The organism is Stieleria mannarensis (assembly GCF_014154935.1).
Lineage (GTDB): Bacteria > Planctomycetota > Planctomycetia > Pirellulales > Pirellulaceae > Stieleria > Stieleria mannarensis.
In genome coordinates this window covers 1-20,775 of the sequence record NZ_JACEHH010000001.1, presented here as the reverse complement: position 1 = coordinate 20,775, position 20,775 = coordinate 1, and the positions used below count along the sequence as shown (strand labels likewise).

15 protein-coding genes are annotated in these 20,775 nt (G+C 60.1%); 8 read left to right on the top strand and 7 right to left on the bottom strand.

The genetic code is table 11. The features are described from left to right. Positions 1-175 precede the first annotated feature (175 nt). Complete coding sequence (locus H1B37_RS00075; protein ID WP_220497968.1) at positions 176-709, bottom strand: DinB family protein; 534 nt, start codon at positions 707-709, stop codon at positions 176-178. Between the two features lie 165 nt (positions 710-874). On the opposite strand from H1B37_RS00075, the gene H1B37_RS00070 reads away from it, so the two are divergent. From H1B37_RS00070 to H1B37_RS00055, 4 genes are all read left to right on the top strand, one after another. Next, a complete protein-coding gene (locus tag H1B37_RS00070) occupies positions 875-2,146 on the top strand; it encodes a glucuronyl esterase domain-containing protein (protein ID WP_182864570.1) in 1,272 nt (423 codons plus the stop codon). A gap of 101 nt (positions 2,147-2,247) precedes the next feature. Then, positions 2,248-3,243, top strand: coding sequence for a mechanosensitive ion channel family protein (locus H1B37_RS00065; RefSeq protein ID WP_286177238.1), 996 nt, complete (start codon positions 2,248-2,250; stop codon positions 3,241-3,243). 173 nt (positions 3,244-3,416) lie between these two features. Next, positions 3,417-4,373: a zinc dependent phospholipase C family protein gene (locus H1B37_RS00060; RefSeq protein WP_182864568.1), complete on the top strand. Its 957-nt coding sequence runs from the start codon at positions 3,417-3,419 to the stop codon at positions 4,371-4,373. A 72-nt stretch (positions 4,374-4,445) separates the two neighbouring features. Then, a complete protein-coding gene (locus tag H1B37_RS00055; protein ID WP_182864567.1) occupies positions 4,446-5,687 on the top strand; it encodes a Glu/Leu/Phe/Val family dehydrogenase in 1,242 nt (413 codons plus the stop codon). Between the two features lie 234 nt (positions 5,688-5,921). On the opposite strand, the gene H1B37_RS00050 is transcribed toward H1B37_RS00055, so the two are convergent. Then, the gene (locus tag H1B37_RS00050; protein ID WP_182864566.1) at positions 5,922-7,055 is read right to left on the bottom strand and encodes a Gfo/Idh/MocA family protein; all 1,134 of its coding nucleotides are present in this window, start codon (positions 7,053-7,055) and stop codon (positions 5,922-5,924) included. Between the two features lie 142 nt (positions 7,056-7,197). Next, positions 7,198-8,208, bottom strand: a complete 1,011-nt coding sequence (locus tag H1B37_RS00045) for a sugar phosphate isomerase/epimerase family protein (RefSeq protein WP_220497967.1) — start codon at positions 8,206-8,208, stop codon at positions 7,198-7,200. Positions 8,209-8,607: 399 nt separating this feature from the next. Here H1B37_RS00045 and H1B37_RS00040 point away from each other — a divergent pair, with 399 nt between their 5' ends. Continuing rightward, on the top strand, positions 8,608-9,783 hold the full coding sequence (locus H1B37_RS00040; RefSeq protein ID WP_182864565.1) for an aldose 1-epimerase family protein: 1,176 nt from the start codon (positions 8,608-8,610) through the stop codon (positions 9,781-9,783). Positions 9,784-10,148: 365 nt separating this feature from the next. Here H1B37_RS00040 and H1B37_RS00035 read toward each other — a convergent pair whose 3' ends face one another. Next, entirely contained in the window at positions 10,149-11,768 is a 1,620-nt protein-coding gene (locus tag H1B37_RS00035) for a TolC family protein (protein WP_182864564.1), read from the bottom strand. Between the two features lie 275 nt (positions 11,769-12,043). Between H1B37_RS00035 and H1B37_RS00030 the strand changes: the two genes are divergently transcribed. The 3 genes from H1B37_RS00030 to H1B37_RS00020 all read left to right on the top strand — a co-directional run bounded on the left by H1B37_RS00030 (position 12,044) and on the right by H1B37_RS00020 (position 18,885). After that, positions 12,044-13,372, top strand: a complete 1,329-nt coding sequence (locus H1B37_RS00030) for an efflux RND transporter periplasmic adaptor subunit (protein WP_182864563.1) — start codon at positions 12,044-12,046, stop codon at positions 13,370-13,372. A 120-nt stretch (positions 13,373-13,492) separates the two neighbouring features. After that, positions 13,493-16,633 carry an efflux RND transporter permease subunit gene (locus H1B37_RS00025; RefSeq protein WP_182864562.1) on the top strand — a complete coding sequence of 1,047 codons (3,141 nt, stop codon included), beginning with the start codon at positions 13,493-13,495 and terminating at the stop codon, positions 16,631-16,633. Between the two features lie 371 nt (positions 16,634-17,004). After that, positions 17,005-18,885 carry a redoxin domain-containing protein gene (locus tag H1B37_RS00020; protein WP_182864561.1) on the top strand — a complete coding sequence of 627 codons (1,881 nt, stop codon included), beginning with the start codon at positions 17,005-17,007 and terminating at the stop codon, positions 18,883-18,885. Between the two features lie 245 nt (positions 18,886-19,130). Here the strand turns inward: H1B37_RS00020 and H1B37_RS00015 are convergent, their stop codons facing one another. The 3 genes from H1B37_RS00015 to H1B37_RS00005 all read right to left on the bottom strand — a co-directional run bounded on the left by H1B37_RS00015 (position 19,131) and on the right by H1B37_RS00005 (position 20,002). Then, positions 19,131-19,430 carry a type II toxin-antitoxin system RelE/ParE family toxin gene (locus H1B37_RS00015; protein ID WP_182864560.1) on the bottom strand — a complete coding sequence of 100 codons (300 nt, stop codon included), beginning with the start codon at positions 19,428-19,430 and terminating at the stop codon, positions 19,131-19,133. Further along, entirely contained in the window at positions 19,423-19,650 is a 228-nt protein-coding gene (locus H1B37_RS00010) for an addiction module protein (protein WP_147871612.1), read from the bottom strand. The genes H1B37_RS00015 and H1B37_RS00010 overlap by 8 nt, the downstream gene beginning before the upstream one ends. A gap of 61 nt (positions 19,651-19,711) precedes the next feature. Next, positions 19,712-20,002, bottom strand: a complete 291-nt coding sequence (locus tag H1B37_RS00005; protein ID WP_182864559.1) for a hypothetical protein — start codon at positions 20,000-20,002, stop codon at positions 19,712-19,714. Between the last annotated feature and the right edge of the window lie 773 nt (positions 20,003-20,775).

The following is a 20,775-nucleotide window of genomic DNA, read 5'->3' as shown; positions in this document are numbered from 1 at the left end:
ACTCTTCGGTCGACAAACACAACCCAAAACGTTAGTGCTGACAAAGCTCGAGTGGTTTACCGCAGCCTCGTTTTCGATTCTTTCCTGGACAGTCGCCGTCCTCTCCGAGGTCGGCTTCGGGCAAAGCTTCGCTTTTTCGTGTGCGCCGAGTTCGGAGAACACGGCGACACACTGGCTACGCCGGGCCCAGACCCATCATCCGGCGCCAGGCGCTGAACTGGCCCATGTGCAACGTGATGTGTCCACCCAAGTAAAAGGCGTGCGCCCCGCCAATGGTCGGGAATTTTCCCCGCATCGCTTCGTTGGGATTCTCGATGATGAACTGATCGTCGCTGGCTTGCTCAACCGCTTCGATCGCTTTTTCGTAACCGCTGCGAAACGCCGAAACGACTTCGTCCATACTGGGATAAACCGTCCCGTCGGGATCATCGACGCACTTCGCTTCCTTACTGAACAGCTTGTTGAACGTGTCGCTCGGCAGGACCGACGACGCATCCCCGCCCAATTCGCTGACGACGCGTGAAGGGTACAGACTGAGGTGTCCGAGAATGAAGCACGGGTGATTGGATTCGATCACGCGTCCGTCTGCGGTTGCAAATCGTGCGAACTGGTCCGGGCGGACGCCGGTCAGCATCCGCTCGGCATAACCGAGTCCGAGTCGCGCCGAAGCTGAAATGATATTTCCGATCACGTGGTTTGTGTGGTTCATTGAGGATCTTCATGTTTTGGGGAATGAAACCGACCATGCCGCTGCCGAGACGTTCTACAATCTGGGGCCCAGATTCACCATGGGCTATCGAAAGACACATCATTATCGAAGGCAATCATCATGCACAGGTTCACCTCCCCACGACTCTGGACGGTCTGTTGTTGGATGTTCATTCTGACTTGCGCTCCGTCGACAGGGCCCGCGATCGGGTTTGAACCCAACTATGACGAATCGAAAATCCCCGACTACACGCTGCCCGATCCGCTGGTCTCCCAGGACGGTTCACCGATCACGTCGGCCGAGCAATGGCACACCTCGCGCCGGCCGGAATTATTGGGCCTGTTTGAAAAACATGTGTACGGTGTTGCACCCAAGCCTTGCCCGATCCGTCACCAGATCGTCAGCCGTAAAACGGTGCTCGATGGCTTGGCCACGCGCAGCGAAATCGACGTGTTTTTTGGCTCGGGCGATGACGCACCCTCGATGCGAATGATGACGTACGTGCCCAACGAACGCTCCGGCCCCGCCCCCGCGTTCTTGGGATTGAACTTCCAAGGCAACCACGGCGTCGATGCCGACCCCGAGATCGAATTGAATCCGGGCTGGTTCCGCGTGGGACGCAACGGCACCACCGATGGCAACAAGGCGAATGAAAAATCGCGTGGTTCCACGGCGAAGCGGTGGCCGGTGAAGATGATCTTGGATCGCGGTTATGGCTTGGCGACGATTTATTACGGCGACATCGATCCCGACTTTGACGACGGATTCAATAACGGCATCCACGGCGCGCTCGGCGACCAATTGACCGATGTCGCCCCCGAATCCCGCTGGGGCAGCATCGCGGCTTGGGCCTATGGGCTCAGCCGCGCATTGGATTGCCTAGAATCCGAAACCGAACTGGGCATCGACGCATCCAAGGTCGCCGTGATCGGACATTCACGGTTGGGAAAAACCTCGCTCTGGGCCGGCGCTTCGGACCCACGTTTTGCGATGGTCGTCAGCAACAACTCCGGATGCGGCGGTGCGGCCCTGTCACGACGCGCGATCGGTGAAACGGTCGGCCGAATCAACACGGTCTTTCCCCATTGGTTCTGTGACCAGTTCAACGAGTACAACGAAAACGAAGCCGCCTGTCCGGTTGACCAACATCAATTGATTGCTTTGATCGCACCGCGTCCGGTCTACGTGGCCAGTGCCAGCGAAGATCAATGGGCTGACCCCAAAGGCGAATTCCTGGCCGCCGCCGCGGCCGACCCGGTGTACCGGTTGCTGGGCACGCGTGGCATGGGAGGCGACGCCCCGCCGACCAAGATGCCCGCGGCCGATCAGGCGATCAATCGCGGCGCGATCGGTTATCACCTGCGAACCGGCAAGCACGACGTGACGGATTACGATTGGCAGCAATATCTGGACATGGCCGACCGGCACCTACGGTAAACCTCACTTGACGCCGTCGGGACGGATTTCGTACAGCCGACTCATCCCGCCTCTCCCCCGTCATTCAAGGATGAATCGCGATGTTGCTCGCTGAAGCTGGCATGTCGACCCCAGAAACCCCGACCGGCGGCTCGCCGACCGAGTCGACTTTCGACGGCGTGCTGAGCCAGATGCTCAATGCCGACTTTCAAGGCGTCGGGGAGTACCTGGGGAAGACCGTACTGCCCAACTTGATCCCGGCCTGCATCGGATTGGCCGTCGTGTTCTGCGGCTACTTCGTTGCCAAATACTTGTCCCGCGTCATCAGTCGTCCGATTCGTCAGCGGATCGACGAGACGTTCGGACGGTTCGTGGGCACGGCGATTTTCTACAGCGTGATGCTCAGCTTGATCGCCGCGGTGGCCAGCAAGCTCGGTGCGCCGCTGGGCGGGATGGCGGCGATTCTGGCGGCCGCCGGTTTTGCGATCGGTTTGGCGTTTCAAGGAACGCTCAGCAATTTTGCCGCGGGCGTTTTGATGATTGTCTTTCGCCCGTTTAAAGTCGGCGACATGGTCAACATCGCCGGCGTCTCGGGCAAGGTCAACGAGATCGATCTGTTCACGACAACCTTGGACACGCCGGACAATCGACGTTTGATCATCCCCAACAGTTCGATCAGCGGTAGCACCATCGAAAACATCAGCTTCCATGCCCATCGACGCGTCGAAGTGATCGTCGGCGTCGACTACGACGCGGACACCGATGCGACCCGCCAAGCCTTGCATGCCGCGGTGGACGCGTTTTTGCACGAGACGATTCACGGCGAAGGCCGTGGCACGGCGGTTATTCTTAGCAACCTCGGCGACAGCGCCGTCGAGTGGAAGGTCCGCATGTGGGTCAAATCCGCGGACTATTGGCGGTTGATGGAATCGTTGACCGTGGAAATCAAACGCCAACTCGATCAGGCCGGCATCGGGATTCCGTATCCGCAAATGGACGTTCACCTCAATCGCGTCGATGCCGCTGAACTGCAACGTCCCGCGCGGCCGCGATTGCGACCGGCACGCCGCGAAAACACACCCGACATGCATGGGAGCAAACTGCCCTACGCATCCTAGCCGTCTACCGCAGATCGGTTTCGGGTAGTGGACGAGGCGACGAGTCCGTTCGGAGTGCACACTGCGAGGACTTCTCGCGTCGTCCACTACCGATTTGCCGAAAGCCGTTGTCGATTCATGCTACCACCAGAACTCGATTTCCACGCTCTGGCGAGCGCAGCTACATCAGCAGAATGATGAATCGGTTGCACACGATCGTTCGCCAAACACACTGTGTCGGCACCCATCATCGATTCGCGATCGACGCGCTGCCACAGATCCGCTCCGATGCCGGCAAACGACTCGCGGCCTGGCTGCTGTATTACCATCGGTCTTACCTGCGTGGCACGCTCGACCCGGACCTCCGCTTTCGTGACTACCAGAACCACGTGCTACACGTTCGCGACGGCGAGTGGGGAGGTGCACCACGCGTCGCCTACCAGTGGTACCGCCGGCTGCAAAAGTACCTTCGTGCCGAACGGTTTCGCGATGCCGCCCATGCCGCCGGCGTGCTGTCGCACTATGTGACCGACGTGATTGATCCCCTGCATACGGTCAGCAACCAGCGCGAGGCATTGATCCATCGGCCGTGGGAATGGAGCGTCGATCGATCCTACGATCGGATCATCCGAAAGTGTCACGATGACGGCATCCATGCCGTCATCGAGCTAGCCGACGGCCCCGAATGGCTGGGCTCGCTGATGATGCACGCCGCCCGCTTTGCCAACCAGCGCTGTGACTTGCTGGTTCGGCATTACCGTTTCCCGCGAAGCGTGCAAGACCCCGACGAGGGACTTGATGGGCCATCGATCGAGTGTTTGGCAGAATTGTTTTGCCTGGCGATCACCTCGATCAGCCTGGTCTTGGAGCGGGCGGCCGAGGAATCGGAATCGTACAACGGATACCCGATCCCCGAACCTCATCGCGGGTGGGCACTGATCGGCGCAACCCTTCGCGCCCCGATCGGCATTTGGAACGCATGGGTGCGACGGCATGTGGAATCGATCTCCGTACGGGCGTTGGCCGAAGAATACAATCGAACCGGACGTTTGGACCAGTGGTTGCCTGCCGAAGTCGACATCAAGCAACGGGTGATCGCGATCCACCAGGCGGAAAAACGTCACGCACAAGTGCGTCGCCGGGCGGCCTGACCTCGTCACGTCACTCGATGCAGGGCTACACTTGATACAGATCCCAATGAACCACCAAACCGGGCGACCACGATGAAAGCCTTTGAAGCGACTCGCCGATTTTTCCACGCCGCCGCCGAGCATCTTGACCTGAGTCCCCAAGCGCGGGAGGCGATGTTGATGGCTTCGCGTGAAGTCCGCGTTCAGGTTTCGATCGAACGTGACGACGGTTCCCTGGCGACGTTCGTCGGGTTTCGCGTCCAGCACGACAACAGCCGAGGCCCGATGAAGGGCGGTTTGCGCTACCACCCCGAAGTCAACTTGGACGAGACGCGGTCGTTGGCAAGCCTGATGACTTGGAAGACCGCCGTCGTCAACCTGCCCTACGGTGGCGCCAAAGGCGGCATCGGCGTCGACCCGCGGTCGTTGTCGCATCGCGAGATGGAACGACTGACCCGCGCGTTCGTCGATCAAATCCACGACATCGTCGGCCCCGACACCGACATCCCCGCCCCCGACATGGGCACCGACCATCGCGTCATGGCCTGGTTTCGCAACCAGTGGGAAAAGTACCACGGGTTCAACCCCGCCGTGATCACCGGAAAACCCGTCGAAGAATACGGCGCCAAAGGCCGCGAAGAGGCGACCGGTCGCGGCGTCGGAACGCTGACGGTCAAGTTGACCAAGCGACTGGGGATGAAACCCGAAGCCACCAAGGTCGCGATCCAAGGGTTCGGCAACGTGGGCTCCCACGCGGCAAAGTTCTTGTGCGAAGCACAGTTCCCGGTGGTCGCGATCAGCGACATCACGGGGACCTACTATCGCAAGCAAGGGTTGGACATTGCCGCCGCGTTGCACCACAAGCTGCAACACCCTTATGGGTTGCTGGAAGGATTCAAAGACTGTGAGGTCTTGGCAAAAGACGCGTTGTTGACGCTGCCGGATGTGGACATCCTGATTCCCGCGGCACTCGGCGGCGTGATCACCGAGAAGAATGCCAAACAGGTTTCTGCCAAGGCGATCATCGAAGCGGCCAACGGCCCGGTCGACCCCGACGCCGATCGCATCCTGCATGACCACGGCGTGACGATTCTGCCCGACATCCTGGCCAACGCCGGCGGTGTGACGGTCAGCTATTTCGAATGGGTGCAGAATCGCCAGCATTACCGATGGACACTCGATCGCGTCCGCCAAGAACTCGACCGCACGCTCACCGAAGCCTTCGAGCACGTTTGGCAGAACGCGCACGAAAAAGACATCCCGTTACGCACGGCGGCCTACATGATCGGCATCACCCGCGTCCGCCGTGCCAGCGAATTGGCAGGGCTGACGTAGTGTGCCGGCAAGACGCAGCCCCTGCCAGCGGGAAGCGTCACGGCCTGTTGATTGAGTCGAAATGAAACAGCTAACGATTAGCCGATGGGCGCTAGCCCCGGTTTTGCGGCGGCGAGAACCGCGGCTAGTGCCGTGCGGCTGATTAGATCAACAGGCCGGTCAGCGAGCGGCACGTGTCGAACCGCGATGCAAGCGTCTGCCACTCGCTTACGCGTCGTGCTGGCAACTGACGTCTTATTCGATCGTCTTCCAGGCTCGGTCGCTGGCGCTGGCCAGCACGGCGTCGCAAACCTTTTGGGTTTCCAGCGCCGTGCGGAAACTCGGCTCGATCGGCTCGCCCGTTTCCAACGACTTCAGGAAGTCGGCGACTTGGTGGATGAAGGTGTGTTCGTAGCCGATGTTCAATCCCGGCACCCACCAGTTGCCCATGTAGGGTTGGTCACCGTCGCTGACGTGGACGCTGCGCCAACCGCGGACGATGGAATCGTCGCTGTGATCGAAGTACTCCAGCCGATGCAGGTCGTGCAGGTCCCAGCGGATCGATGCGTGTTCGCCGTTGATTTCCAGCGTGTACAACGCCTTGTGCCCGCGGGCGTAACGGGTCGATTCGAACAACCCCAGTGATCCGTTGTTAAAGTGACAATGGAACGTGCAGGCGTCATCGATTTTGACGGCTTGCTTGGCACCGGTTTCGGCGTGCGTTCGTTCTTTGATGAACGTTTCGGCGACCGCGGAAACGTCGGTGATGCCACCGTTGAGCCAGATGGCGGTGTCGATGCAGTGGGCCAGCAAGTCACCGGTCACGCCGCTGCCGGCGGCCTCGGCATCCAGTCGCCAGGTCGCCGCCCCGCCTTGGGGGACATCGGCGTTGATCGTCCAGTCCTGCAGGAAGTTCGCTCGGTAGTGAAAGATCCGTCCCAAACGGCCTTCGTCGATCAACTGCTTGGCCAACGTCACCGCGGGGACGCGTCGATAGTTGTACCAGACCATGTTGGCCACTCCGGCCTTTTCGACCGCCGCGCACATCTCTTCACCTTCGGCGACATCCATCGCGATCGGCTTTTCACACAGCACCATCTTGCCGGCTTCGGCCGCCGCGATCGAGATCTCTTTGTGCAGATTGTTGGGCGTGCAAACGTCGATCGCGTCGATGTCGTCGCGTTTAAGCAGCTCCCGCCAATCGGTCTCGATCGATTCGTAACCCCATTGATCGGCGAACGCTTGCGCCTTGTCCTTGTTTCGGGCGCAGACGGCTTTCAGGACGGGCTTGTACTCCAGGTCAAAGAAGTGGTTGGCTTGGCAGTACCCGTTGCTGTGGGTGCGGCCCATGAATCCGTAGCCGACCATACCGATGTTAAGAGGTTTCATAGTTGTTTGTTGCGGTGTGAAGGGATGAAGTGGGATAGGCTTCTAGCCTGTCATTGCGGGCGGATGGGAGAGGCTCGTCAACACTGCCACGACAGGCACTGCCACGACAGGCTGGAAGCCTATCCCACGCGCAGTCGCTGGACTATTTCAGCGACTCGTCGACCTTGATCATGGCGTCCAGGATCGTGTTCCAGGTTTCCGGCTGTTCCAGGGTGGCGTTGGGGAACATGCAACCGTCCCAGCAGATGTGTTTGATGCCGCGCTGGTCGGCGTCTTTCAGCCAATACCCGGCGCACTTGACGATGTCCAACTTGCCGTTGGGGTCATCGGCGGGGCAGTGCTTGCCGGTCTTGTCGTGGTCGCCGGCGCCGTGGACTTCGCCGTCGTTTTGGGCGACGTGGAAATCGATCGTCCACGGCCGCAGCTTGTCGGTCATCGTTTCATACGCCGCGTAGAACTCTTCTTCGCTGTACCCTTCGTGCAACAGCGCGTGTTCGGGGGCGTTGTAGCCCATCAGGTACAAGTACGTGTGAGCCAGGTCGGCCTGGAAGCCCAACGATTCGGGCATTCCGACGGCTTCCAATAAGTCCAGCATGTCTTTCCAACTGTGCATGCCGGCCCAACAGATTTCGCCTTCGGCGGCCAGACGCTCGCCGTGATCGGCGGCGATCTTGGCGGCTTCGCGGAACGTGTTGGCAATTTTTGCGGTGTTCGCTTGGGGGTCTTCACGCCATTTTTCCACGCCGAACTCGGCGCTATCGATCCGGATCACGCCGTACTGGCGGACGCCGTGTTCGTTGAAGATTCCGGCGACGCGGCAGGCCATTTTGACCGCCGAGAGGAACTTGTCGGTTTGTTCTTTGTCGCCCATTGCCGAATCACCGATGGTGCCCGGCCAGACCGGTGCGACCAACGAACCGACACTGAAACCTTTGGACTGGATCAGATCGGCGATCTTGCGCAGGTCATCATCGCTGGCTTCCGGGTCGGTGTGCGGCAAGAATAGAAAGTAATCGATGCCGTCGAACTTCCGCCCGTTCACCTCGGCTGCGGCCGTCAGATCCAGCATGTGTTCCAAACTGATCGGCGGCTCCTGGTCGGGGCCATCGCCTTTTCCAACCAATCCGGGCCACATTGCGTTGTGAAGTTTCATCGTGTCTTTCGATTCTTGGGGGAAATGAAGGGCGTTGGTAGGAACCCTCCCTTGCAGGGAGGGTTGAACACAGACTTCGAATCAGGAGTCGCCTCGGATGAGTCCGGCGTCCAGCTTCACATTCGTCATGGATGTCTTTATGGTTGTGAGGGCTAGGGACAATTTTGGAGCGTTTGCGGCGGAAAGTCTGCCCGCATGTTGTATTGATTGGAACGCTGTGCGACAAGAATGCAGGCAGTCCCGAAATAGGGCACAATCGGGGCAAGATTGATCCCGGTCCCGGATCGATCCAGTCCCCAGGGACATTGTACCGACAACAGCCGGCCGCTACGTCGCGTCGGCCCAGGGGCGAATTGAACTGCGGCAGATTCGTCCGCGGAAACAGATTTAGGAATAGTGATGGTAAAAACGAAGACCGCTCGCTCGATCGATCATCGGCTCAAAAGTGTGGTTTGGGACGATCAATCGCCACTTTCGGTCACGATTGAATCGCCCCGAGGAAAAGTCCAAACGCGGCACGGGCGGTTCGTCGGCGGACGGGCCGACGGCGTCGAAATCGTCCAAATCGACACCGGTGCCGTCGTCGTCAACGTGCTGCCCTCGCGTGGGATGGGAATCTGGAGCATCGAATCCGACACCGGACGCTTCGGCTGGCACTCGCCCGTCGACGGCCCCGTCCACCCGTCGCTGGTCCCGATTCACGACCCCAGCGGACTCGGTTGGCTGGAAGGTTTTGATGAACTGGTCGTCCGCTGCGGGCTGGAAAGCAACGGTGCCCCGGAGCACGACGAGAGCGGGAAATTGACCTATCCGCTGCACGGCCGGATCGCAAATTTGCCCGCCGACGGATTGCAGGTCGAATATGATGAGGTTTCCGGACGCTTGGAATTGATCGGCGACCTCCGCGAAAGCCGATTGTTCTTCTCTAATTTTCGCCTCAACAGCCGGATCCGCGTCCACGCCGGCAGCCCCTCGGTCCAAATCCTCGATGACGTGACCAACGAGCGTTCGACTCCGGCCAGCTTGCAGATGCTCTATCACATCAACGTCGGCCACCCCCTCCTGGAAAAAGGCTCCAAGGTGCTGCTGCCGATCGACGAATTGGCCCCCAAAGACAAACTTTCCGCCGGCGAAATCGAAAGCTTCCATGAATACGGCGAACCGCAGTCCGGGTACGCCGAACGCGTCTACTTTGCCAAACTCCGCGGGGACGAAACCAACCTGACCTCCGTGATGCTGCAAAACGCGGACGCCTCCCAAGCCCTCGCGGTCACCTACGCCACCAAAACCTTGCCGCGGTTCATCCTCTGGAAAAACACCGCCGACTCCACCGACGGCTACGTCACCGGACTCGAACCGGCCACCAATTTTCCCAACCAGCGGTCCTTCGAAGCCTCCCACGATCGCGTCGTCGAAGTCCAACCCGAACAAACCGTCTGCTTCCGCGTCACACTCGATCCACTGTCCGATCCCGAATCGGTCGCCGAAATGGCCGAGCGGATTGAAAAACTCGCCGGCGACCAGCCCCCAAAGATCCACCCCGTCCCCCGCCCCGGTTGGTCTCCAGGGGCGTAAGCGTCACGTGAGATACGCTCCCCACCGGGCACGTGGCAGAGAAGCGGAACAAGAGAAGGGTCAAAAAATAGCGGCCGGTCGTCCGATCACCACGAGAGAATCCAGTGGGGTTCGGCCATTTTTTGACCAACCCATTTTTTTGACCAATCGTCCTCCTCGCCCGACTTCGTTCAAAGACAGGTTTCAAACGCCGCGCAATATTTTCCTGTCACCCATTTTCTTGTCTCCCCCTTTCCCACCGCCATTTTTCTCCCAACTCCCAACTCCCAACTCCCAACTCCCAACTCCCAACTCCCAACTCCCAACTCCCAACTCCCAACTCCCAACTCCCAACTCCCAACTCCCAACTCCCAACTCCCAACTCCTCACCCTCCCTGCACCGGCCAGCCCTGTGCCCATTGCAATTCAAACTGGGCGCGATTGTGGTCGACGACCGCGCTCAGGTACGCCCGGCTGGCGGTCTCCAACGCCTGCAGCGACTGCAGCACTTCCAACGGCAATCCTTCGCCGTCGCGAATCCGTTTCAGATTGCGATCGTACGAATCCATCGCGAACTCGATCGCACGCTCGGTCACCGCGATCTGGCGATGACGCGACTGCACCCGCGCGTGGCCTTCGCTGATCTCGCGGGCCACCTGATCCATCACGCGAATGCGTTCATACTTGGCTTGCTGGACGCGCGCCGATTGCTCGCGCCGTGCCGCCTTTTCGCCCAAGCCCAAGCTGCGCACCTGCCATGACATCAGTGCATCGATGTCGTAGCGCCCGTTGACATCATCCAGTTCATTGCCCAGGCCACCGCCGAAACCACCGGTGCTGAATCCCAGCAGCACGCTGGGCACAAACGGAGCGTACTTTTCACGGCTGTACGCCTGGCAGGCCGCAGCGACGAGCGCCTGGGATTCCTTCAGCTCCGGACGCATCGCCAGCCCCGTCGCAATCAACGACGCCTTGTCCGACTCGACCGGCACCAATTCCAGCGGGAGCACGGTGACATCCATCGGTTGAATCTTGGGCTGGCCGCTCAAGCTGATCGCTTCGGCTAACCGGGCCGAGGCGACGGCGGTTTGCTCCTCCGCGGCGATCAATCGGTTTTTCATCAGCGCCAGTTCAGTCTGCATCCGATCGGCGTCCGCTTTGAGCCCCTGGCCGGCTTCGGCAAAATCGGCGGTGATCTTGGCCAGCTCTTCCGTTCGGGCCCGCGACGCTGCCAAGATGCTGACGTCCTGGTGCGCGGCGATCAGATCGATGTACGCCAGCGCCGCGGTCAGCAATTGCCGATTCTGTGTCGCGTTGGCGGCATGTCCGCTGGCCCAGGCGGTTGCCTCGGCGACCCGCGGCTGAAAGATCGCGTCGGCCAAATGGAACTGGGCGACCAAACCGGGACGGGGCGTCGTCCCCGCACCGGTCGCACCGACACCCAAACCGTACTGAAAAGAGTTTCGGTTGACGTCGACAATGTCGCCGTTGCTGGCCTGGTAGTTGCCGTCGTGGCGATGAAAATTGAAACCGGCTTGGATCGACGGCAGCCACAACGCTTCGGCCTGAGCCAATCGGGCGTAGGCCTGCTGGACCTGCCAGCGAGCGAAACCGACGACCGGGTGTTGCCCCGAAACCATCGCCAGGGCCGATGGCAGATTCATCTCGACGCTCGCTTCCGCCAGCTCCGCATCGCCCGACTCCGCGGCGACGGGACGAATCGGCATTCGCGTGGGATCCGCCTGCTCCGTCTCCGCCACCCAATCTTCCTCGGCGATGTAATCGACCAGCGAGAGCGCATCATCGGTCTCCGATGCGACGAGCTCTTCGACGGCGGCTTTCGCGGTCTCCGGGGGGACAGCAACATCGATATTGGCGGTCGTATTCACGGCGACCTGGTCCGCGGGGACCGATGGCATTGCATCGGGGGCGTTTCGGGCTACTTCGGGGCCGGTCGCACACCCCATACAGCTGATCAATCCTAGAGCCAGAATTCGCTTGGGCATCCTGCCGCCTATCGGTTTTGTCCGTCCATCTTGTTGTCACCGTTGCGCCAAACGCAGCGGTCCTGCCGATCATGCTTCGGCAAACAAAGGCTCCGGCAATGACGACTGCAACCGCTGGTTTCTCGGAATCCGCGGGTTGACCAAGCGAAAAAAACCGTTGTTACAACTATGATGCTTGGCAGCATCGGCCAGAGTTACCGACCGGTAGCGGTTATGACGGTCGTGCCGATCGCCCTGGCAAAAACCAACCCTTCCCACTTACGGACCCACCTTCGATGACCCTTCGTTTCGGCAACGCAATCACGTTTGGTGCTGCGGCAGCCTTGTTGTGGCTCTCCGGATGCCAACCGTCCGGCCCGGCCGCCCAAAAGGCCGACGCTGATCGTCTGGTAGCGGTGCGAACCGTCGCCGTCACCGAATCGGAGATCCAGCCGACGACCACGCAACCGGCGTCGGTTCATGCCTACTATCGCTCGGAGATCCGCGCCAAGGTGTCGGGGTTTGTCAGCGAGCTAAAGGCGGACATCGGCGACGTCGTCCAAGCCGGCCAGGTCTTGGCACAAATCGATGTTCCCGAAATGGACAAACAACGCCAAATCATCCAGGCCCGCATCGCGCGACTCAAGGCCGAGGAGAAACGCGCGGCCGCCGGTGTCGATCTTGCCGACGCTCAAGTCCGTTCCTCCCAAGCCCGTCTGGCCGAAGCGGAGAGCGAAATGAGCCGTGTGGACGCCTCTCTGGCCGCCGCCCAATCCGAATTCGATCGCACCAGCGATCTGGTCGAGCGTGGATCGTTGCAGGACCGGATGTTGGACGAATCGCGAAAGAAGCGTGACAGCGAGCGTGCGGCCAAGCAAGCCGTGGCCTCGGCGATCGATTCGGCCAAGGCGAACGTCGCGGTGACCGAAGCACAGAAGGCCGCCGCCCAAGCCGACTTGGAAGCCGCCCAAGCCGAAACGATGATCGCCGAGCGTGAACTGGAAGAGTTGCAAGTGATGATCGACTACGCGACCGTTCGCGCGCCGCTGGCAGGCATCGTCTCCCAGCGAAACGTCGAACCCGGCGATCTGGTCGGCAGCGGCGGTGACCAGGCGTCCGCCAAGCCGCTGTTCGTCGTCAGCCAAGTCGACAAGGTCCGCGTCCGCATTCCCGTTCCCGAAACCGACGCGGCTCACCTCAATCCCGGCGACGAAGTCACGTTGACCTTCCCGACGTTCGCCGGCGAACCGCCGATCACGGCGGCCGTTACCCGGCGATCGGGAAGCCTGGATCCGAGCACGCGGACCATGATCGTCGAAATCGAATTGGAGAACGCCGAGGGGAAACTGTTGCCCGGCATGTTCGGGCGGGCGTCGATCAAACTGGGCACCAAAGTGGCCGCCAACCTGTTGCCCTCCCGCGCGATCCGCTTCAGCGAAGAAGGCACCGCCCACGTCTATGTGCTCGGCCAAGACGACACGGTCACCGTCGCGGCGATCGAAACCGGACTCGACGATGGCAAATCGATCCAAGTTCGCTCCGGATTGCTGCCCGGCCAGCGCGTGATCGATGCCCACCTGAAACGTTTCACCGACGGACAAAAGGTCTCCGTCCTGGGCAACTAGCGGGACAGGCGTCCCGGCAAGTGGGATAGGCTTCCAGCCTGTCAATCTCACGCGAATCGACAGGCTGGAAGCCTATCCCACACTCACCGCACACAAGACTGACAACTGAGAACTGCCCTGATGGGATTGATTCACTTTTCACTTCGCAACCGCTTTGCCGTTCTGGCCGGCTCGATCGCCCTGTGCGTGCTCGGCGCGGCGGTCATCCCCGGCATCACGATCGACATCTTGCCGGACTTCAAAAAACCAGTCGTCGTCAGCTTCTTTTCGTACCCGGGCCTGCCGACGATGGACATGGAGAAATCCGTCACGTCGCGGGTCGAACGCGCTTTGACCCTGGCCGGAAAAATCGAACACCAGGAATCGCGCACGGTTCCCGGCGCGGCCGTCATCAAGGTGTTCTTTCAACCCGGTGCCGATGCCAGTTCGGCGATGAACGACATCGTCAACTTGGAAGCCAGTGACATGTTCCACTTGCCGCCGGGCATCGAGTGGCCGTTCACCCTGCGCAGCGAACCGGCCAACTTGCCCGTCGTGCTGGCAGCGATCTCCGGCGAAGGCCTGAGCGAATCCGAGCTTTATACGATCGGCTACTACGCCGTGCGGAACAAGATGGGCGGATTGAAAGGCGTTCAGATCCCACACCCCTTCGGCGGCAAGTTTCGCCAGATGATGGTGTACGTCGATCCGGCCAAACTGCAGGCCTACCACATCAGCGCGACCGATGTCGTCGACGCGCTGCGAAAATCAAACCTCGTCCTCGCTGCCGGGACCGCACGCCTGGGCGGCACCGACTATCAGATCCATCCCCGTAACACGTTGCCGACGATCGATGAAATCGAAGCGATTCCGATCACCGTCCGCGACGAACGCCCGGTGTTCGTGCGAGACGTGGCCCGCGTCGTTGATGACGCGGCACTGCAATACAACATCGTTCGGGTCAACGGAAAACGCAGCGTGTATTGCCCGTTGTTGCGAGAGCCCGGCGAAAACACCATCGCCGTCGTTGACCGAATCTATGAAGGCATCGGCAGCGAAATCCCCAAGATGAAAGAGCGGGGCGACATCCCCGAAACCACCGAAGTCACGCTGGTGTCCGACCAGTCCAGCTACATTCGCAAGGCGATGAGCAACCTGTTGACCCAGATTTCATTGGGCGCGCTGTTGGTGGCGATCGTCGTCATCGTTTTCCTGCGTCGCTTGCTGCCGACGGTGATCATCGTCGCGACCATCCTGTTCGCGGTTCTGATCGGGGCGCTCGGATTCGCATTCAGCGGCCAGACGATTAACGTGATGACCCTGGGCGGATTGGCCTTGGCGATCGGAACGGTCGTCGACGCGGGCATTGTCGTTGTCGAGAACGTGATCCGTCACCAACGCATGGGGAAATCCGCCTTCGATGCCGCCCGCGACGGGACGGCGGAAGTTTCCGGCGCGATCCTGGCCGGCACCGTCACCACGCTCGCGGTGTTTCTGCCGGCCGTGTTCCTGACCGGGATGATCAAGTACCTGTTCACGCCGCTGTCACTGGCCGCCACATTCACGATCGGCGCGTCGTACATTTTGGCGTTGACCGTCGTGCCAGCTTTCTGTGCGACCTTCATCCGCGAAAAGGTCGGACACACGCCGAGCGATGAAGACCGTGGTGACACGATGCCCCGAGGTCTGTACGGCCGACTGCTTGGGGCCGCGATGAAAGTCCCCGCGGTCAGCGCCCTGGCCATCGTCGTCGCCGTTGGTGCGACGTTTCTGTTGTGGCCGCGGATCGGAACCGAACTGTTTCCCAGCGTCGATTCGGGATCCTTCGAGCTGCGGCTGAAAACGTTGCCGGGGACCGAACTGGTCGAAACCGAAAAACTGGTCGCCCGGATCGAAGACACCATCAAAGAGGTGATCCCCGAAGATGAGATCGAAACGCTGATCGCCAACATCGGACTGCCGGTCGGCAAAGGCGCCGGGTTCTCCACCGTGCTCAGTTCCAACTCCGGCCCCGACACCGCCTACCTGATCGTGAACTTGAAACAGGACGGCCGATCGACCAGCACGAAGACGTACATCAACCAGCTGCGCGAAAAGCTGGCGGCCGACTATCCGCTCGAAGAATTCCTGTTCGTCTCCGGCGGCATCGTCAACATGGCGCTCAACGAAGGGGTGCCGACGCCGATCAGTGTCCAGGTTTCTGCAGGGACGCTGGGGCAATGCCGCGACGCCGCCGAGCGAATCGTCCAGGCCATTCGTCCGATCGCGGGCACCGAAGACGTCCAAATCGCACAGTCGCTGGACTACCCACAATTCGATGTGCAAGTCGATCGAACCCGCGCCAAGTACCTGGGACTGGACCAAGAAGAAGTCGCCCAGACGGTGTTGACCGCGCTCGGATCCAGCGTCGGTTACGCGCCGACGATTTGGATCGACCCCAAGACCGGCGTCGACTTCTTCATGGGCGTGCAATACGAGAACAACACCTTCGAATCGCTCGATGAAATCCGCAACATCCCGTTGTCGCTGAGCACCCCCAGCGGCCCGATCACGATTCCGTTGTCCAACGTCGCCACGGTCAAACGCGTCAACATTCCCGGCGAGATTGCCCATTACAATATCTCCCGCGTCAACGACGTCCACGTCAACGTTTCCGGCCGCGACATCGGCTCGGTCGCCGCGGACATCGAAGCGGTCCTGGCGGAGATGGAATTCGAAAACGGCGTCAGCGTCGCACTCCGCGGCCCGGTCGAGAAGATGCGGTCCGGGATGAATCTGTTGGGCGTCGGCTTGGCGGTCGCGACCTTGTTGGTCTACCTGGTGCTGATGGCTCAGTTCCGCTCATTCACCGATCCGCTGATTATCATGCTGGCGGTCCCCTTGGGTATCGGCGGTGTGTTGTTGGTGTTGTACCTGACCGGCACGACGATCAACATCCAGTCGTTGATGGGGACGTTGATGATGATCGGCGTCGTGGTGAACAACTCGATCCTGTTGGTCGAATTCGCCAACCGCCGTCGCGCCGATGGCCTGTCGCCCCACGACGCGGCGCTTTCGGCAGCCGGCGTCCGTCTGCGACCGATCCTGATGACCTCGCTGACGCTGGTCGCATCGATGTTGCCGCTGTCGTTCCAACTGGCCCCCGGCAACGAGGCGATGATCCCACTGGCCCGAGCCCTGATGGGCGGCATGATTGCTAGCACGCTGTTGACATTGGTCCTGGTCCCCTGTGTCTACTCCCTCGTGCACCGCAACTCCGCCACCGCCTCCCAAGTGGGATAGGCTTCCAGCCTGTCGATGTGGGGCCTCTTCAATCCAGTTTCTTGGCGGTCACCGTTCGGCGTCCGCCGGCGAACACCCCATCATTCTGCCCCGAATCATTCTGCCATCCCTCCCCTGCCTGCCACCCGCTGGATCGCGAGGTAGGAAGATTTTGGAGGTAGGAAAATTGGCTGCTCCGGTTTGAAACTGCATTCCACCATTTTCTTACCCCCGAAATCTTCTGGCCTGTTTTCCGCAACCTCAATCACGAGATCGACGCTGCATCCGAGCACGAAATTGTTGCGAGTGCCCCCGAGGAAAGCGTATAGTGCGCTTACCCCTCTTCTTACCCGTCGCGTCGAATCGTCGCGTCGGGGCACTATTCAAACGGAATGTCAGCCATCGTCCACACAACGAAAGGCCCCGCCGGTTTCGCTTATTTTCCAGTGGCGATCGCCGCGACGCTTGCGATTGTCTATCTGCTAAGCGGAGTCGACTGCGGATCCGCCGTCGCCGGGGACACGCGGTCGGCCGGCCGGCTCAAGGGCATTGACCTGGATGGACGACTGCGTCGTCTGGGCGAACGGGGCGACACCAAAGCCGTCGTCGTCACCTTCATGTCGACACAATGCCCGATCAGCAACGGTTACCTACCGCGGCTCAATGAGATGTCGTCACGGTACCGCCGCAGCGGTGTGGAATTCTACGGCGTGGTGTCTGATCCGTCGGTGACGCGTGCCGATGCGATCGCCCATCGCGACACGTACAAGGTCCGCTTTCCCGTTTTGTTTGATGGATCCGGTGAATTGCGGCTCGCACTCGCTCCCACGCACACGCCACAAACCTTTGTCATCAACCAGCGTGGTCGAGTCATCTACAGCGGAGCCATCGACGACCGTTATGTGCAATTGGGCCGCAAAAAAGAAACGGCGGAAACCGAGTACCTGGACGACGCCATTCGATCAGCGATCGAGGGCACACCGATCCTCGTCCCATCGACCCAACCGATCGGCTGTCGCTTGGAACAACCGCCCAATAAGACTCGCGAAGGCAGCGTCACCTACACCCGCGACATCGCGCCGATCATCCAGACACATTGCTCGTCCTGTCACCGCGAAAACCAGTCGGCGCCGTTTCCGCTGTTGACCTACGACGACGTCAGCGGCCACGCCAATCAAATCGTCGAAGTCACCCGAGACCGCTACATGCCGCCATGGAAACCCGCGCCGGGGTTCACGCGTCTCCGCGACGAGATGCGGCTAAGTGATCATCAAATCGACCTGATCGAGGCCTGGGTCGAATCGGGCAAACCCCAAGGCGACCCGGCCGACCTCCCGCCTCCGATCCGACACGTCAAAGGATGGAAGTTGGGCGAACCGGATTTAATTCTGGAGATGCAGGACGTGTTCACCGTTCCCGCCAGTGGCCCCGATATCCGCCAGTACTTTGTCATCCCCTCGCGGCTGAGCGACGACCGGCTGATCACCGCCATCGACTTTCACCCCGGGACGCCGCAAGCGGTTCATCACGCGAGTTTCTATTTGGACACTCGACGCGCCGGACGAAAACTCGACGAAGCGGACCCGGAACCAGGGTACAGCGGTTTCGGCGGGCCACAATTTGAATCGCAAGGCACCCTGACCAGTTGGTTTCCCGGGATGACGCCACGCAAGCTGCCCCGGGGGATGGGGCGACTGGTGCAAAAGGGCAGCGACATCGTGGCGGAAATCCACTACGTGACGACGGGAAAAGTCGAACGGGACCGGTCCAAGATCGGGCTCTACTTCGCCCACCGATCAGCCCGCCAGCTGGTCGTCGAAGTCCAGGTGGGCAACAAGGACATCGAGATTCCTGCGGGAGCCTCGCATCACCACGAGCGGGCAACGTACACGCTGCCGGTCCAGACGATGTTTCTGGATCTGGTCCCCCACATGCACATGCTCGGCAGCGAAGTGAAGGTTTGGGCGAAAGCACCCGATGGCCGCAGCAAACCGCTGTTGTGGATCAAAGACTGGGACTTCAATTGGCAAGGACAATACTCATTCGCCAAACCGATCATCCTGCCCGCAGGCACCCAGATCATCGTTGACGCCTGGTTTGACAATTCGTCGGACAACCCGCTCAACCCCAACTCGCCGCCGGTGACCGTCCGTTGGGGCGAGGATTCGACCGACGAAATGCTGCTGTGCACCTTCCAATGCACCTGCGAAACCATGGACGAACTGAGCGAATTGATGGACCACCAACGCCGCTACATCGCTGATGCGCAGTAAGATTAGCAGGCGAAATTCCAGACGATCGCACCACCGCTATGGGCATACCCACACAATCTCCCCATTCTCCCCCACTCCCAACTCCCCCTCTTTCTCCCCGCTTCCTGCCATCGTTCTTCGACTGACATCCGGTCACCGACGGGTTTCAGTCGACGGGCATCCTGCAATTGCAGTGCAATCACAGCCTGCGCAATGTCGCCCTGCACGGAAAAAGCTTCGTGTGCCCCGATGGGTCGCCGGAGTCGCTACGATCGTTTATTCCAGTAGCCAGGCTTTTGGTGACCATGGGCAACCGCGATGATCTCTATGGATTCGCTCCGTCGTCGATACACGACAACGAACGGGAATCGGCGCATTAGATATCGCTGAGTCCCAAAGAGATAACTTGCCCACATTTCCGGGTTAGCACTGATGGCTTCAATTGCCTTGGACAACTCGGTTTCAAACGCTTCACCAAGTACACTGCTCTTTTCGGCGTAGCGATCGTGCGCCGCGAGTGCTTCAAGTCGCGCGTCAGGGTGAAATTTAGTTGGCAACTCAGCCATTTCGACGTTGTTTCATTTCTGCCAGCACGTCTTCTGATGGAAGCAGGCTAACCTTCCCCTCGTCAATTGAAATGAGTCGACGGTTGATCTCATCTGCCCAAGCAGCATCGGCGTTTGGGTCTGGCGTCGGTTCCAGACTATAAATGAGTGAAGCCGCCAACTCGATTCTCTGAGGTTCGGGAAGTGACAGCGCAGCTTCGGTGAGTTGATGTGGTTCCATCGATGGGCCTTGGGGGATTGTCTGAACGGAGCGTGCGAAAGAGCAACCGCCTATTCCTATTCTAATCGATCAGGGGCCGATGATCATTACGTGCCCGGTTCGCCATCTCCCGCACCCGAGTGAGTGCGGTTGTGGACTTCACGCTGTGATGATGGTAAAGCCAACGACGATACCCGAACAACGCCTCGGTTGTGATCTCTGCGACGTTGTCGATGTCGCGATCGCTGCACCAGACGATAAACTTGCCAAGAGCGTAATCGCGACGGGAGATCGCCATCGGGGACCAGTTGTTCATTCGCAAGTGGGTGAAGTAACGGGATAGCAGGACGGATCGAGTAGGTGAATTGGACATCGTTTTGAATTTCCTTGGGGTTGTGTCCGCCCACACCGGTATCCCGGATCAGCGGACGGGGTGGAAGCGGCCGCGTGAACGACACTCGACCAAAGAACGCGGCATCACTGACGCGTCGATGCGCCTATGGCCAGGCTCTGATTAAGCGGGCATTGCGAAGTATTGGCATCAGGTTTGACGCCAGAGCGGTTAGGTCGTTGTGGTGCAACGACCTGCTTGAATCGGAAGCGGCTTGAAGGTGAGCGATGTAGCTTTGAACTTGGGTTTGTAACGTCGAAGCCATCGTGTTGACCTTGAGTTGGGAACGTTGCTATCGCGCGGTCGCGTGGGAAAAGATCCATGCCGGCGGAGTCGCGTGGGCTTTGCGATCCGGCCGGCTGCGCTGCGTGTCCCTCGGTTGTCATCGATAGCGGCAGCCTTGATCGGTGGCGGTGGTGATCAAGTTCAATGAGCAGGGAGCAGGGAGCACCTCGATGACGCGACAGCTCCGCCTGGCTGTCAACAGGGCAATCGGCCAACCGCTGCAAAAGTAGAAAAACGCTTCGCCATCAATCGTTAAAGTCTACGCACGCTCTGTTAACGATCGCACCTTGGTTTTTTGACTCTCGCCTTCTCTCGGACTGCCACCGGACGGTCACGGGTGACGGCGTCAGTCCGAAATCGGCGAAAGCCAAAAAACGATTGAAGAGAGTGAGAGGCCGGCTTCGTCCAGTAAGTCGCGATGGAGCGGTGCCGAGTGGCCCGTGACTGCCGGGGAGCCTGTCGGTGATTCA

What these genes read in the sequence shown, in the direction of transcription:
- H1B37_RS00075 (WP_220497968.1), bottom strand. Translation starts at nt 709, where the DNA reads ATGAACCACACAAACCACGTGATCGGAAATATCATTTCAGCTTCGGCG.
- H1B37_RS00035 (WP_182864564.1), bottom strand. Translation starts at nt 11,768, where the DNA reads ATGCCCAAGCGAATTCTGGCTCTAGGATTGATCAGCTGTATGGGGTGT.
- H1B37_RS00065 (WP_286177238.1), top strand. Translation starts at nt 2,248, where the DNA reads ATGTCGACCCCAGAAACCCCGACCGGCGGCTCGCCGACCGAGTCGACT.
- H1B37_RS00045 (WP_220497967.1), bottom strand. Translation starts at nt 8,208, where the DNA reads ATGAAACTTCACAACGCAATGTGGCCCGGATTGGTTGGAAAAGGCGAT.
- H1B37_RS00005 (WP_182864559.1), bottom strand. Translation starts at nt 20,002, where the DNA reads ATGTCCAATTCACCTACTCGATCCGTCCTGCTATCCCGTTACTTCACC.
- H1B37_RS00055 (WP_182864567.1), top strand. Translation starts at nt 4,446, where the DNA reads ATGAAAGCCTTTGAAGCGACTCGCCGATTTTTCCACGCCGCCGCCGAG.
- H1B37_RS00050 (WP_182864566.1), bottom strand. Translation starts at nt 7,055, where the DNA reads ATGAAACCTCTTAACATCGGTATGGTCGGCTACGGATTCATGGGCCGC.
- H1B37_RS00030 (WP_182864563.1), top strand. Translation starts at nt 12,044, where the DNA reads ATGACCCTTCGTTTCGGCAACGCAATCACGTTTGGTGCTGCGGCAGCC.
- H1B37_RS00010 (WP_147871612.1), bottom strand. Translation starts at nt 19,650, where the DNA reads ATGGAACCACATCAACTCACCGAAGCTGCGCTGTCACTTCCCGAACCT.
- H1B37_RS00025 (WP_182864562.1), top strand. Translation starts at nt 13,493, where the DNA reads ATGGGATTGATTCACTTTTCACTTCGCAACCGCTTTGCCGTTCTGGCC.
- H1B37_RS00040 (WP_182864565.1), top strand. Translation starts at nt 8,608, where the DNA reads ATGGTAAAAACGAAGACCGCTCGCTCGATCGATCATCGGCTCAAAAGT.
- H1B37_RS00015 (WP_182864560.1), bottom strand. Translation starts at nt 19,430, where the DNA reads ATGGCTGAGTTGCCAACTAAATTTCACCCTGACGCGCGACTTGAAGCA.
- H1B37_RS00070 (WP_182864570.1), top strand. Translation starts at nt 875, where the DNA reads ATGTTCATTCTGACTTGCGCTCCGTCGACAGGGCCCGCGATCGGGTTT.
- H1B37_RS00060 (WP_182864568.1), top strand. Translation starts at nt 3,417, where the DNA reads ATGATGAATCGGTTGCACACGATCGTTCGCCAAACACACTGTGTCGGC.
- H1B37_RS00020 (WP_182864561.1), top strand. Translation starts at nt 17,005, where the DNA reads ATGTCAGCCATCGTCCACACAACGAAAGGCCCCGCCGGTTTCGCTTAT.